A 13849-nucleotide genomic window follows, 5' to 3' on the forward strand; every position below is an offset into this window, starting at 1 on the left:
CAGTAAATTACATATAATTACTGGGGTCAGTTTTGTATTGCCTTTTTTAAACAAATTGTACCTTGATAACTAAATAATTATTTATTTTTCACTTGACATATTACCGCAGGTCTTTAGAAGGTGAAGGGAATCAAACCCTCGTCATCAGCTTGGAAGGCTGAGGTTTTACCATTAAACTACACCCACAAATTTTGTATATTAAAATATTCTGCTTAAAAATAAAGTTTTTTATCAGATTTGAAAAACGTATTGTGTATCTTTGTTACATATACTAGAATATAATCATTTCTCGTTTTTTTTAAGTAGGCAATAAAAAATGACATAGTACATTTTTTTGTACTTAACAGTAGAAAGCAGGTGAAAAGGTGTCTAGAATATGTAAGGATGGATTTGACGAAAAGTGTATAAAGGAACAAAGAGAAGTATATGGTATTGCTTATACGCAAAACCTCCTCTCTGGACGTTGGAAATATCTTATTCTTTGGTTTTTAAAATCCGAAAAGCGTCGTTATAGTGAAATCAAAGCTTTTTTATGGAATATTTCTCAAGGTTCTCTTACAAAGCAACTTCGAGAACTAGAAACAGATGGCTTAATTAATCGCAAAGTCTATCCAGAGGTTCCTCCTCGTGTAGAGTATTCATTAACCTCAAAAGGGAATGAATTCATTCCTATAATTGATTTGATGGAAGAGTTCGGGAAGAAGTTTGGGGAGCAAGTAGACTAACCAGGTGTCATTTTTGACTTACTAGTATTCCGCATCGGGCGCTATTGTGGCATAACGAAGCCACAATAGTCCTTTAATAATTAGGGAAAAACGGGAGGGAGTGAATTTATTCTTTGAATACATGGCTACAATGAAAGAACATTGTTTAATTCATACTTTTTATAAAAAAGGTATTGATAAGATGTTTTCCGTCGCTTTTTCTTCGCTTATTGTGACGGTGCTGTCGTTTCACAACTAAATTAGTTCCCTTGGAAAAATCTATAAAGATATCAAGGAGATGGAAAAATGAATGAAAAGCAACTTTGCCCGGTGTGTGGCAATGATGGGTTAGAAGAAGAAGCATTTGATGAAAATGGTGTAGGCTCATATGATTCTTGTGATTGCTGTGGGTTTGAATATGGTTACAGTGAAAGTCATGAAGTTGGCCTAGGATTTATTGTAACACCTAAAGAGATGTTAGATGCTGCTTTTCAATTATATCGAAAAAAATGGATTGAAAATGGAGCAATCGTTGCTCATCCGGAATATTACTCAAAAAATTTTCAAGAAAACGGTAAGGTAAAAAAAGACATTTTATTAGAACAATTACAACGTCTAAATTTAGATTTAGATAATTTAGAATTTCTTATGGGTGAATAAGAGATATATACTTTTTCCATACAATATACGAACCAAAAACCACCAACGAGATGGCGAAGTAGTAACAGAAGGTTCTTTATATTTTATCCCACTAAAATGCTTTGATGAATGTAATGAAGATACCAAAAATATAAATATTATCGGTGGAGTAAGAGCATATTTAGCTAGTAACAGTATTATCTGAACCCTTTACTAGAAAAAATGCACAAGACTGAGAAAATGAATTGCGAATTGTTGTCAAAGTAATTTTTCTTGGATAAAGAATATAGTTAGATGACTAATATAAAATCCTTGTTTGTAGAGGAAAAATACTTGTTAGAATATCAATCTAGATCGGCTATGGCTTTTGAAGTTTTATATATATTGCGTTAAGCTGAGTTGGAGAAATTGCGGACTTACTCGCCTCGGATAACAGAAGGGAGCCATTATTTAAAAAAATGTAATCTGGAGAAATACAACTCCTTGTTAAAGCGGAGAATCAATTTGCACTAAAGCTTTACAAAAACTCTTTGCTTAAATGCAGAAAGAAGAGAGGAGATATTGGTTGGAGTTTTAAAAATATATGTATGAATGTTAAGCTTTAGGAGGACTTCGATATGAGAGAGTCTTATTAAGGATTTTAAAAAAGAAGTAATGAAAGGGGGATATATTTATGGGGTTAGTTATGGAAATTGTACGTATTTTACTTCCTATTGCAATAGCGGGAGGGGGTGTAATATCTGTAATTAAAAGGCTAGAATATCAACATAAGCAAGGTACTCTTGGTAAGAAAAAAACAAAGAACGCCCAAAATTTATTAGATAGTCTAATACCAATGAGAATGCTTTTTGGTGGTTTTATAGGTGTGTTTTTGGGCATGTTTTCATCAATCTCACTATTAACTCAGTTAGTTTAGGAATTGGGTTAGGCTATTTAAGTGGGTATTTTGCTTATGAAGTTTATACTAAGAATGGAGAGAGTTCTCCATAAATAGCTATCTTGGAGATAAGGGTGCGTCTGTTGAAGAGTGACGTAGAAAACAATCCAACTTAATAGAATTGTGTAATGATTCTCAAACAGTGCCTCCATTTTGAACAGACTTTTTTCAAAATGGAATTTTAAATGTTCTTGAAACCGACTGAGACGTAAGCAATCTTTGTGACTACATCCGAGTTGCGGGGTATGTGGATCGTTTAGACAAAATGGTATCTGAGCCACACAAGGATTTACGAACATATCTGTCAATTTAAGATCTGATTCTCACCATCGCATGAGGTCCAGTAGGAAGTATTGAAGCATGAGAAAATCATCGCGTCTGATTGCGATAATAAAAATGTAGTATCTGTTAGACGAAGTGAAAAATTACAGTATGATGTTTAACGTCAAGTCTAAGTTCTATTTGATGATTTTGAGATGTTACAATGTCTCCGTCAGGTAATGCTTATTAATACCCTTCATTGCTTTTTTTCACTTATACCAAATTGGAGATTCATACTGGTAATTCAGATGGTTTTCTTCGGACACCTTTCAAAGGTTAAGTGGTAATTTTTACAAAATTTAAAAATTACATTTAATTAACTGTTCAATAAAGGAAGTATTTTCTTATGTGGAAAGGTCATATTAGCGTTCGAAATAGTTTGTCCAAGAAAAGAATCAATATTACCAATTAATGAGTTTAATGATTGGAGGGCAAAACCATGCTCAAACTGAGCTAATGGTTTAGGCAACTCATCTTCATCTAATATAAAGCAGTCTCCATTAGGAAAAACGAGAACATCAATTATTAGATCCTCAAAGGAGAGCAAATTATCAACTAAACATGTATTTTTAACGATATTAAAATAAGAGCCTAAATAATTACCATTTTCATTTCTCCAAATGTATAAATTAAACGGTCGATACTTCCAGTAGTAGGCTAATGTATAACTACCTTTAGGAATAGTTAGTTTATCTTGGTCTGTTACCATCGTGAATAAAGTAGCTATTTTATGAAAAAGGACGATACTTGAATTTTTTGCTTCTAACAGCGTACAGGTGTGTTCCACTATTGTTTTATCATACCGTATTTTTCTTTCTATTACTTTATCGAAAAGTTGAATGTTTGTGTTGTTCCAATTATCCATAGCTATTTATTTCCCTCTTTTATCCAATAATCCTCAACCAAAAATTATCCTTATATTCATTCTAACATGTGTAATACTACCATAAGTAATAATTCGTAATGGGGTTTAGTTGAATTAACTTAACTATTTATAAGTAAAAGAGTTTGATATAGCCATTCTTTCGGTTATATGTGCCTCTACATTTCTAGCAGCGGCGTTTAACTAAATTCATTACAATGGAATACTGCTTTCGTGATAAGGAAAAAGAATAACTTTAATAACAATTATTTTGCGCGTGAAAAAAATTGTAGCTGTTTGAAGCTACAGAAAAGGTTATTACCATAACAATTTCTATTATTTCCAGCCACGATAATTATCGTATTTCTCTCCGGGCTTTAAAAAGTGGAAACCTTTAATACGTACAAAAATAAAGTGTACGAGTAAACCTAACAATGGTAATCCGATAATCCAAGCCCAAGTCCAAAAGTTCCCAAGGTAATAATGAGACAATACTGTAATTCCAATAAAACCTCCATATCGAAGAATGAATACATATAAAGGATCTTTTCTCACAAATGAAAAGAAAAAGAATCTACCTAATAGCAAAATGCTCAGTGCCGCTAAAATTTGGAGAATAAGCATTTTATCACCCCTTTTTGCGTTAATGAAAAAATATTTCCTTTGGTAAATCATTATAGCGTTAATATAGATAATAAACAACACTTTTATCATATTTTTACCAAAAAGGGGAGTGGAAAAGAAAATCTATGGCATGGTCAAATATTAAAAGATTGTATGGTTTAGTTATAAATGACGGTGAATGATGGCAGATATATTTTGATAATCAAAGATCACTATTCCAGCTACTGAACTTCACTTTATAAAAAATCCAGCAGTAGGCAGTATGTTATGCATTGCTACCTTTTCATCATCCGGGAAGTACATCCTATTCATTGTAATATTTTATTCTTGATTAATATATAAATTGCGTTTATACTGTACTTATCAGATAAGTACAGTTGATACACTTGGTGGTGAAAACATGGATATCTTTATTAAGAAAAACAGTCAATTGCCAATTTATGAACAAATTGTTGAACAGGTTAAATATCAAATTTCGGAGGGGATATTAGAGCCAGGAAGTTCAGTACCATCCATACGTGCTTTGGCAAAAACATTACGTATTAGTGTAATTACTGTACAGCGTGCTTATGATGAACTTGTCAAAGAAGGGTTTATAGAAACCATACCTGGCAAGGGCTCGTTTATCTCTGAGAATTGTTTGGTGTTTTTTGAAGAAGAAATGACTAAAAAGTTGGAATATCACCTGCAATCAGTCATCAAAATAGCAAGACGATTAGATATTTCAATTCATCATGTACATGATTTATTAGACTATTTTAATCAAGGGGAAGATATTGATGAAGGCGATTGAAATAAAAAAGCTAAGCAAAAAATTAGATACATTTCACATAGATAGGATAAATTTCACTGTTCCTAAAGGGAACATTGTAGGTTTGATTGGTGAAAACGGTGCTGGTAAAACAACTACGATCAAACTAATGATGGACGTGATTGAGAGAGATAGTGGGGAAGTCCTTTTCTTCGGAAAACGGCTAAATAAGGACTTAAAAGAAGAAATTAGTGTCGTTTATGATGAAATTAATTTTTATGAAAAGGTCGATGTCGTTAAAATAAATACGATTTTAAAGCATATTTTTAAAGCTTGGGATTCCACAAAATATTTTGACCTAATCGACCGCTTTAAGTTACCAAAAAATAAAACGATAGGTAATTTTTCTAAAGGAATGAAGATGAAATTAAACATTATTATTGGATTAGCTCATTCGCCAAAACTGTTAATTTTAGATGAACCAACAAGTGGTTTAGACCCATCAGCTCGCATGGAAATGTTAGACTTGTTTTTAGAATTCATTCAAAATGAAGAGCATTCCATATTACTTTCTTCCCATATTACAAATGATCTTGAACGAATTGCGGATTATATTGTCATGATGCACAATGGAAGAATTATTTTACAATTAAATAAAGATGAATTGTTATATCGTTATGGTATTATACGTTGTTCGGAAAAACAGTTTCAACATATTCCAAAGCACGTCATTTTCGCTTATCAAATTTCCAATTCAATTTATGAAGTTGTGATCAATAATGCTCCTGAAATGAAAGAAGCCTATCCTGAGTTAACGATAGATAGAATTACTATTGATGATATGATGTCGATTTATATAAGGGGAGAGAAATAGCATGAAGGGCTTGGTTATCAAAGATTTTTATAACGTCGTAAATAATGGTTGGGGATTATTCATAATGATGTTAATTCTGGCGGTTGCTATTGTACCAACTCAAGGTTTTCTTGGTTATCTGGTTGCTGGTACAGTTGTGTGCAGTATGATGAGTACCACTTCGTTTGCCATTGACAATAATAGTAAATGGGAGCAATTCGCTATCACCTTTCCAATTGATCGTAAAGATATTGTAAAAGGAAAGTTTATTACGTTGTTTTTGTTTACAATGATTGGAATTCTGCTTTCGATTATCCTAGGAAGTTTAGCTGCAGTGATATTTCAATCAGATATACTGCAAACAATCGATGTAAAAGAGATTGGCCAAATGATCATCGTTGGTATATCCGTAGCTTTAATATTTGGTACAAATTCCATTGCATTGTTATTAAAGTTTGGAGCAGAAAAGGCACGAATGTTTTTAATTCTAGGCTATGTTATTCCTGGAGCAATCCTTATTTATGTTGTAGATAAACTGCAAGAATTAGGTGTCATATTTACAGGGGAAAAACTAAATCAATTCATTTACTTACTTCCTATATTAGTTATTATCTGGCTCAGTATTGGCTATACTTTGGCCGTAGCAATAATGAAGAAAAAACAATATTAAATAAAATCAAGCGGGTTTGTTTAAATGTAACGTAGCAAAAGTTAATTAATTTCTTTACGTATCAGCTTTATAAGGTCTGAATCCGGTATTGACTGGTTTTTGGCCTTTTTAGTTTTGGCTTGGTTTGTTTGTGATGCTCATCCCAATTTAGGAGTTTGATTCGAAATTTGTTGAAGAAAACTGCTACACCGGAAAATATAGTATATGGATATGTATTTTTTGAAACTTAATAAGCTTTTAATTCGTATAGATATAAACTTAGGGTTCATATCTATTGAAGGAAGCTGCTACATATTAATTTTATTTTTTCCACAAAAAGGGATAAATCTGTTTTTTCTTTTGCGATAGGAGTTAAAGTACTTCATTACTTTTAATAATTGCAGAGCATATATTTGTTCTATTTATCCCGCATAAAAGGTGCTGGAGAGGCTCCTACTTGAGGAGTTGGATAATCTCTACTGCAACAAGTCTAAGTGGGATATAATGCCCTATTTAGTAAGAGGCTTTCAGGGCATACCATCACGGTACTAACAATCAGTGGAGGGTAATTGAAGATTCGCTTTATTACACATTTACAGTCTAATTAGAATCTGTTAGCAAATCTAGATAGGATGATAGTGTCCGATAAAACTAAATCTACATTAGAATGAAGTAGCAAAAGGATTAGAAGGCGGTATATAGCAAAAAACACGCTTTTGTCTTTTTGGAATGGACATAAGAGCTAAAGCAAATACCTTGGATTGTGCATCTAAGGGATGCGTACTGCTCGATTTATCGAGACAAAGAATTATTTGGCCTTTCCCTAAAGCCTCTTTTGCTTTTTTTGTATCATTATACATCATGGTTTGACCTTCTGTATAACGTCTTAGAAAATCCAGCTGTGTATTTATATAATTGTATAATGCAAGCTCTAAAGGCAATAATTTTTCTATTTCTCTTCCCAGGATTACACCACTTCTTTCAAACTGCCCTGATGGACAAGTTTTTATTATTCTCAAAAAAGCTAGAGGTTCAACAGTATTTAAAAGGGAAAATCGAAAATAAGGTTATGATAAAGCTAAGTGAAAATTTCTTAGGTGGTGGTACGGATTTTATGCTTCCATTTAAAAAGTCTTTAGAAGTTATTAATGAAAGTCGTTTTAAAATGCTGATATTGTATTTGTGACAGATGGTCAGCCTCATTTTCCCAATTCACACTCACAACGCACGGCTTTAATTGGAGAGGCGGGCATGACTTCTAGGCAAGAACTCATACCCGCAGAGGGTAAATGTCAAGCTTATAATTAGTAAGCAATTTTAACTTAACTATTTGTGTTCGAATTATTGGTGTAAATCCATACTACAATTCCCAAATATAATTGATTTTATAAATTACTCAATTCATATTTTGATTTATGATACTTGTACAATCTCATAGATTTTTTGAAGAGAAGAATTGTGGCGATACCCAAGACTATGTATAAAGCCGACATACCCCAGGAACCTATTATTGCCCCAAGAATTATTCCTAGAGATCCACTTATTCTTCCAATTTGTATGGAGAGGCTATTCATGGCCATATACGAACTTCTTGCTTGTTCATGTACTATATCAGCTAATAGTGCTTGCCTCGTTGGAACGTATAGCAATTCTCCTATAGAAAAGATTAAAGCTGCAACTAAAATCACCCAGAAAGATTTACTGATGGTGACGATTGAAATTCCTCCCACAAATAATATTATCCCTAAATAAAATATAGAATCAGCATTATATTTTTTTAGAAGTTTTATAGACATAATAGAGAAAACTAATACAACAATTGTGTTCTCAACATTAATGATTGACACCATTCTTAGACCATCTATATAGATATCGTTCAATTTCCATAAGTTGATTTGCATTTTTGGAAATTCTTGATCTAATCTTACTGCGATATAGTTAGTAATTTGATTCATAATAGAATACAACAAAATACTTGCATAAGTGAAGAACATAAAAACTCTGTCGTTAATAATCTTTTTATAACTAATGTATAAGTTGGTTAGCACTGATTTTTCTTTTAAAGTTTCGACATTCGGTTTAAATGATTCAGAGATAAAGAAAGTAACTATGACAAAAGGAATTAAAGAAATAAACGTAATCGCTAGAAACATTTCGAACAAATGTGTTTTGAAGAATAACCCGCCGATTATTGATCCAATCATAACGGATAAGTTGGTAATCCAATAGCTTACACTATACATTAATTTTCTGTTTTCGGGTGTACTAACATCAATTAACATTGCATCTGAAGCAGGACGGATCAAACCATTACCGAAGCTGTTTAACAGCATCATAATAAAAGTTAGCCATACAGATGATAGTATAGGGGAATTTGCCAAAGCCATAAAAGCAAAACTAATTGCAATTAATGCCTCACCAAACACTAAAATCCTTTTTCTTCCAATCCGATCAGATAGATATCCACCGTATAAAGTCGTAATAATTGATATGATAGTATTTATCAGAAGTAATATTCCAGCTAATACTCCCCCAACATAATTTGAAAAATAGATAGCCATAAATGGGAAAATCATACTGCCTACAGAAATGGCTAAAAAAGAAGATGCTAATCTTAATTGAATACTTTTATGTAGTTGGAAAAAAACAATAAACCTCACCTCTCTAAAAAGAGTATACACTCATCCGAAAATTTACACAATGATATATTATCGCTTTATTACAATAATATTCAAAAAATGTTGTTTAATTGTGATTTTGTGTGATTTGCAGTAAAATCAAAAATATTAGATGATTCATTTAATAGGAGGGGGTACAATTGAAAATACAACAAGATGCAGTTTTATTAATAAATAGGTTTCCTTATTGGGTCTACAACGATTCTGGTTATCCATTTGAGAACGTAGAGAAGTTATGTATTTTACAGTCCCATGAAACTAAATTTGATTTTCCTGTTGATAAGTATTGTGCTGTTGTAATTTGTGATTTAAATAATAAGGATGCAGTAGATGATGCAATTGAATTTTTTTATAAGAATTACAAGTTTTCCAAAATTATAAATGTAACTGAAAGATATATGGAATTAGCAGCAACCAAAAGAGTTCAGTACGGTTTGCCTGGAATGGACATAGAAATGGCTAAGAATTTTAGAGATAAAATCAGTATGAAAAACAAAGTTAAAGAAAATAGTATACCAGTGCCTTATGTTGAAAAAATATCAAATCAAAAAGACGCAGAAAATTTTGTAATGAAATACGGTAAATCTGTTATAAAACCCATAGACGGCATGGGAACCAAAGATACATTTATAGTGAACAGTGCTTCCGATATACCAGAACTTGATCTTAGTAATCAGTATGAAATCGAGAAGTTCATTAAAGGAGATATGTATCACTGTGATTCAGTTGTCCTTAATGGTGAAGTAAAGGTGTGTTCGGTTAGTCGTTACTTGAATTCAACTTTAAATTATTCCGTGGATGGATATTTAGCATCTATTATGATAGATGATTCTGATCTAATCGAAAAAATGAGACAGTTTAATCAAGAAGTAATCTCTGCCCTTAATTTTAAAAATGGAGTCACACATTTAGAAGTGTTTTATGATAGCGAAGAAGATTCTATCGTATTTTGTGAAATAGGTGCTCGATCCGGCGGCGCAGGCGTTATACCTTCTGTAAAGTACGTTTATGGAGTCGATCTTACCGAAACGTATGTAAGACTTCAATTAGAGGAAGAAATAACAATCCCTAAAGCCAAAGACACATATGCAGGATGGGTAGTTATACACAAAAAAGAAGGTATTATAACTGAAATCAGTAATGAAGATGAGTTCAACTTTGACTGGGTACTTTTTAAGAGCATAAATGGAAAGCCTGGTGATGTGATAAAAAGAGCAGATAATTCGGTAGCTTCGATAGCAGATTTCACTATTATAGGTAACTCAGAAAAAGATTTGAAAAATAAAGTGAATATGTTAAGAAACTCTTTCAAACTTAACGCAATAAAGGGGGAGTAATTGATGAAAAAAGAAAACGTTTTAATTCTAGGAGATTTAAACAGCGTTATAGATTTTCTAGACCTAGAGCATAACAGTTATTTCTTGATTACAGATTTAGAAGCATCTGCTATCCCGAAGGAAATGCAGAAGAACATAGAATCATTTTACATTGATACACCTGATAATTTTGATGTCTCCTGTTTTGAGAATAATATTGATGTGATTTATGACGTTGTATCAAGCTTAATAGAAAAACACGGTCAATTTAGTAGTATAGTTACCACTTACGAACACACGGTACTGAGTGCAGCCATGATTAGAACCAGATTTAACATACCTGGGATAAAAGAATCAGAAGCAATCTTTTTACGCAATAAATATAAAATGAAAGAAAAAATATTTGACTCTGGTATACTTACTCCAAATTTTACTTTAGTAGATGTTGATACATATCATGAAGAAATAACTCAGTTCTTAAGAGAATATGGAAAGATAGTGATAAAACCGATTAATCAAGCAGCTAGTTATGGTGTTCTAATTACTCAAGAAATAGTTGAAGCCACTAACCATATTGAAATGTTGATACAAAACAATTCAGAAGTATTAATAGAGGAATATTTAGAACATCCAATTATGCATTTTGATGGAGTCATTCAGGAAAATGAAATGAAGTTTTTCTCAGTATCCAAAAAAATCGGTAATTGCTATGACTATGTTTCAAACAATGGAGATTTATGTACCATTATCCAAAGCGATTCGGAATTGGTGAGGAAGGCTCAATACTTCACAAAGAGAGTATTAGAGGTATTTAAGATAGACTCGTTGGTATTTCACCTCGAAGTTTTCGTAGATAATGAGGAATTCCATTTCCTTGAAATTGCCGGTAGATATCCCGGTGGGGGCATTAGTAAGTTAATTAAAAGAGCTTATGATTTTGATTTGGTAAAAGCAAGTTATTTATTTGATACCCAAAAGGAAATTATAAGGGTGCATAAAAATGATTTGGTAAATGATTTAATTGCAATGATTATAATCCCCTTTCCAGCTAAAGAGGATATTATTATAAGAGGTATTTCGGGTCTAGATCAGCTTCCTGATAACATTATTGGTTCTATTTTTACTGGGCCAGGAGAAATTGTAACATATAATCCCTTCGATACTTTTAAAAAGTTAGCCGAAATTTATATTAGAGATACTTCCAATGAGAACATTGAAAACACAGTTGATTACATTAATAATAATGTGAATTTTTCATATGTACTCGCGAGTATGGAAAGGAGCTAAAAATTTGAACAATATTGAATTTAGCTGGTTTGCACCTACATCTGGTGACTATGAATACGTGAACTCCCCAGAACCTATGGTTCCGCCCAGCATTGACTACATAGTAAAGATAGCAAAAAAGGCAGAATCAGCAGGTTTTAATGATATATTAATTCCTATTGATCCTAGATGTATGGATCCTATTGTTACAGCGTCCTATATCCTTCAAGAAACAAATAAATTAAATACACTTATAGCTTATAGACCGGGTATAACTTCGCCTCAAACACTAGCAACAATGTTAAGCACTTTAGACAATAATAAAAATAGAGTAAAGTTGAATGTTGTACAAGGGACTCCTAAAGATGCACTTATGCAAGGTTATCGGTTTCCAGAGCCAGAGAAAAAGGCTATGCATTTACAAAGTTTCTCCAGAGCTTTAAAAAAACTGTTGAGTTCAGAAGGTAAGCATGCACATAGAGATGATTTTTTTGAGTATGAGAAAGCTACCGTTAATCCCAGCTTCTCTCGCCCTCCTAAAATGTTTATAGGGGGCGGATTGCCAGCCATGAAAATCGCAAGCGAACTATATGACTATTATTTAACGTTTGGAGATACAGTTGAAAAAATTAGCGAATACGTTATTGCTGCAAAAAAGTATTCCGAAGATAATTTTAACAGAAAAATTAAGTTTGGAATGGGAATTAATATAGTGGCAAGGGAAAGTAAGGAGGAAGCTTATAATGACTGTCTAAAGTTATTACACGGTGTAACTGATGAACAATTAAAAGAAATGGAAAAATTATACAAAAAACGTAAAGCGCTTGGCAATAGAGATTACATGGATCTTGTTAAGAAAGATTTCATCCTAGAGGAAAACCTATGGTTAGGATTAGCACAAGTAAGGTTTGGACCGGTTGCAACAATTTATGGTTCTTACGAAGAAGTTGCAAACAAAATAATGGATTATCACAGTGTAGAGATAGATTACTTTAGTTTAACTGGCTACCCGTATATGGAAGAGGTTGAAAATGTTGGTAAGGTAATTGAATTAATAAAAGTATCAGTGACATCATAATGCTGGAGAGTGATTTATATGGGAAAGGAATTTTTATCTGTATTTGATGAATGGTCAACATCATATGATGAAACAGTTCATTGTGAAAAAAATGAATATAGCCAATATTTTTATAAGTATGATGAAATACTAAATCTTGTTGCCGATAAAGCATTTGGAAATGTATTAGAATTCGGAGTTGGTACAGGTAATCTAACATTGAAGCTCATTGATAGAAAATTGCAAGTGATTGGTGTTGATCCATCTAGAGCGATGAGGGAGATAGCGAAAGAAAAAATTCCTGACATTCAAGTTTTTGATGGTGACTTTGATTCTTACCCTGATTTAAAAGACATTGATTGTATAGTAAGCAGTTTTGCATTTCATCACCTAAACAATAAAGATAAGAGTATTTCCGCTTCGAAATTTTTAACCACTCTGAATACAAAAGGGAAAATATTATTTGCTGATGTTGTATTTGAAAATGTAGAGTCATATGAACTAGCAGTTGAAGAGGCAAAGGGAAAAGGTCACAATAATGTATATAGAGATTTGACTCAGGAGTATTACTGTACAATTCCTGAATTGGAAGAGATTTTTGCTAGTAATGGATTTAAAGTGGAATTCACAAAGTGCAATAGTTATGTTTGGATAATGGAAGCTCAGAAATGACTTAATCCAACGTTAAAATGCTCAGGAAAACTTCAAACAGATAAGATTTTTACAATATTTCAAGGTTCAAATCAATATGGTTTGAACCTTTTCCATTTTCGTTAGATATTACTAGAGGTAATGCAGACGTCATATGATATATTCCTTTCCAGTATGGTAAGAGTAATATAGTGACGGGTAAAAAGAATTGCTTATGTTTAATATTACTAACCCATTATTTTAGAATTGCTAGAGTAGATTCAGTTACTTAATTTGTCCTATCGTTTATTAGAAGGAACCTGTTTATGGAAAACTAATAATGTAGTTATTGGCATTTAATTTATGTATGGCCTTACGAGCCCATACATAAATTAAATGAGCCACTCGCCAACTCCTCCAAATAACTTTAAACTCCTCGTTGAACCAACAACGTTCGATAGGAGTATATTAGGAGATGTTAGCAGTGTCTCAAATAGATGAGGTAAATCAAAAAGGTGAAACTTTTGCCAGCATAGGCAGGAGAATGGGGGGACCCTTATAC

At 32.5% G+C, this 13849-nt stretch carries 13 protein-coding genes, 1 tRNA gene and 1 pseudogene; 10 read left to right on the forward strand and 5 right to left on the reverse strand.

Annotated elements, in window-relative coordinates; translation table 11 throughout:
- Positions 1-115 precede the first annotated feature (115 nt).
- Positions 116-186: transfer RNA gene (locus tag KBP50_RS06815), tRNA-Gly, on the reverse strand.
- Between the two features lie 179 nt (positions 187-365).
- Here KBP50_RS06815 and KBP50_RS06820 point away from each other — a divergent pair.
- From KBP50_RS06820 to KBP50_RS06830, 3 genes and pseudogenes are all read left to right on the forward strand, one after another.
- The gene (locus tag KBP50_RS06820; RefSeq protein ID WP_050353266.1) at positions 366-725 is read left to right on the forward strand and encodes a winged helix-turn-helix transcriptional regulator; all 360 of its coding nucleotides are present in this window, start codon (positions 366-368) and stop codon (positions 723-725) included.
- Positions 726-1010: 285 nt separating this feature from the next.
- Entirely contained in the window at positions 1011-1364 is a 354-nt protein-coding gene (locus tag KBP50_RS06825) for a hypothetical protein (RefSeq protein ID WP_050353265.1), read from the forward strand.
- A 664-nt stretch (positions 1365-2028) separates the two neighbouring features.
- Positions 2029-2333, forward strand: a pseudogene (locus KBP50_RS06830) (hypothetical protein).
- A 584-nt stretch (positions 2334-2917) separates the two neighbouring features.
- On the opposite strand, the gene KBP50_RS06835 reads toward KBP50_RS06830, so the two are convergent.
- Entirely contained in the window at positions 2918-3466 is a 549-nt protein-coding gene (locus KBP50_RS06835) for a ribonuclease FAU-1 family protein (RefSeq protein WP_050353264.1), read from the reverse strand.
- Between the two features lie 333 nt (positions 3467-3799).
- Positions 3800-4087 carry a hypothetical protein gene (locus tag KBP50_RS06840; protein WP_050353263.1) on the reverse strand — a complete coding sequence of 96 codons (288 nt, stop codon included), beginning with the start codon at positions 4085-4087 and terminating at the stop codon, positions 3800-3802.
- A 400-nt stretch (positions 4088-4487) separates the two neighbouring features.
- Between KBP50_RS06840 and KBP50_RS06845 the strand changes: the two genes are divergently transcribed.
- Genes KBP50_RS06845 through KBP50_RS06855 form a run of 3 tightly spaced genes read left to right on the forward strand, consistent with a single transcriptional unit; the run spans position 4488 to position 6361 of the window.
- Entirely contained in the window at positions 4488-4880 is a 393-nt protein-coding gene (locus tag KBP50_RS06845) for a GntR family transcriptional regulator (RefSeq protein ID WP_050353262.1), read from the forward strand.
- On the forward strand, positions 4867-5712 hold the full coding sequence (locus KBP50_RS06850; protein ID WP_050353261.1) for an ABC transporter ATP-binding protein: 846 nt from the start codon (positions 4867-4869) through the stop codon (positions 5710-5712). Before KBP50_RS06845 ends, KBP50_RS06850 begins: the two co-directional genes overlap by 14 nt.
- A 1-nt stretch (position 5713) precedes the next feature.
- Complete coding sequence (locus tag KBP50_RS06855; protein WP_050353260.1) at positions 5714-6361, forward strand: ABC-2 transporter permease; 648 nt, start codon at positions 5714-5716, stop codon at positions 6359-6361.
- A gap of 641 nt (positions 6362-7002) precedes the next feature.
- On the opposite strand, the gene KBP50_RS06860 is transcribed toward KBP50_RS06855, so the two are convergent.
- Both KBP50_RS06860 and KBP50_RS06865 read right to left on the reverse strand, forming a co-directional pair.
- Complete coding sequence (locus KBP50_RS06860; protein WP_128743509.1) at positions 7003-7359, reverse strand: hypothetical protein; 357 nt, start codon at positions 7357-7359, stop codon at positions 7003-7005.
- A 366-nt stretch (positions 7360-7725) separates the two neighbouring features.
- The gene (locus tag KBP50_RS06865; RefSeq protein ID WP_128743507.1) at positions 7726-9000 is read right to left on the reverse strand and encodes an MDR family MFS transporter; all 1275 of its coding nucleotides are present in this window, start codon (positions 8998-9000) and stop codon (positions 7726-7728) included.
- 158 nt (positions 9001-9158) lie between these two features.
- Between KBP50_RS06865 and KBP50_RS06870 the strand changes: the two genes are divergently transcribed.
- The 4 genes from KBP50_RS06870 to KBP50_RS06885 are packed head-to-tail and all read left to right on the forward strand — an operon-like array spanning position 9159 to position 13329.
- Complete coding sequence (locus KBP50_RS06870) at positions 9159-10355, forward strand: ATP-grasp domain-containing protein (protein ID WP_050353256.1); 1197 nt, start codon at positions 9159-9161, stop codon at positions 10353-10355.
- A gap of 3 nt (positions 10356-10358) precedes the next feature.
- Positions 10359-11621, forward strand: a complete 1263-nt coding sequence (locus tag KBP50_RS06875; RefSeq protein WP_050353255.1) for an ATP-grasp domain-containing protein — start codon at positions 10359-10361, stop codon at positions 11619-11621.
- 4 nt (positions 11622-11625) lie between these two features.
- Positions 11626-12678, forward strand: coding sequence for an LLM class flavin-dependent oxidoreductase (locus KBP50_RS06880; RefSeq protein WP_050353254.1), 1053 nt, complete (start codon positions 11626-11628; stop codon positions 12676-12678).
- Positions 12679-12696: 18 nt separating this feature from the next.
- Positions 12697-13329: a class I SAM-dependent DNA methyltransferase gene (locus KBP50_RS06885; protein WP_050353253.1), complete on the forward strand. Its 633-nt coding sequence runs from the start codon at positions 12697-12699 to the stop codon at positions 13327-13329.
- The last annotated feature ends 520 nt before the right edge of the window (positions 13330-13849 follow it).

Origin of the sequence: Virgibacillus pantothenticus, from assembly GCF_018075365.1 — a bacterium.
GTDB classification, from domain to species: Bacteria; Bacillota; Bacilli; order Bacillales; family Amphibacillaceae; genus Virgibacillus; species Virgibacillus pantothenticus.

Coding starts and splice junctions, on each gene's coding strand:
- KBP50_RS06835 (WP_050353264.1), bottom strand. CDS start 3,466: ATGGATAATTGGAACAACACAAACATTCAACTTTTCGATAAAGTAATA.
- KBP50_RS06845 (WP_050353262.1), top strand. CDS start 4,488: ATGGATATCTTTATTAAGAAAAACAGTCAATTGCCAATTTATGAACAA.
- KBP50_RS06850 (WP_050353261.1), top strand. CDS start 4,867: ATGAAGGCGATTGAAATAAAAAAGCTAAGCAAAAAATTAGATACATTT.
- KBP50_RS06885 (WP_050353253.1), top strand. CDS start 12,697: ATGGGAAAGGAATTTTTATCTGTATTTGATGAATGGTCAACATCATAT.
- KBP50_RS06840 (WP_050353263.1), bottom strand. CDS start 4,087: ATGCTTATTCTCCAAATTTTAGCGGCACTGAGCATTTTGCTATTAGGT.
- KBP50_RS06825 (WP_050353265.1), top strand. CDS start 1,011: ATGAATGAAAAGCAACTTTGCCCGGTGTGTGGCAATGATGGGTTAGAA.
- KBP50_RS06875 (WP_050353255.1), top strand. CDS start 10,359: ATGAAAAAAGAAAACGTTTTAATTCTAGGAGATTTAAACAGCGTTATA.
- KBP50_RS06855 (WP_050353260.1), top strand. CDS start 5,714: ATGAAGGGCTTGGTTATCAAAGATTTTTATAACGTCGTAAATAATGGT.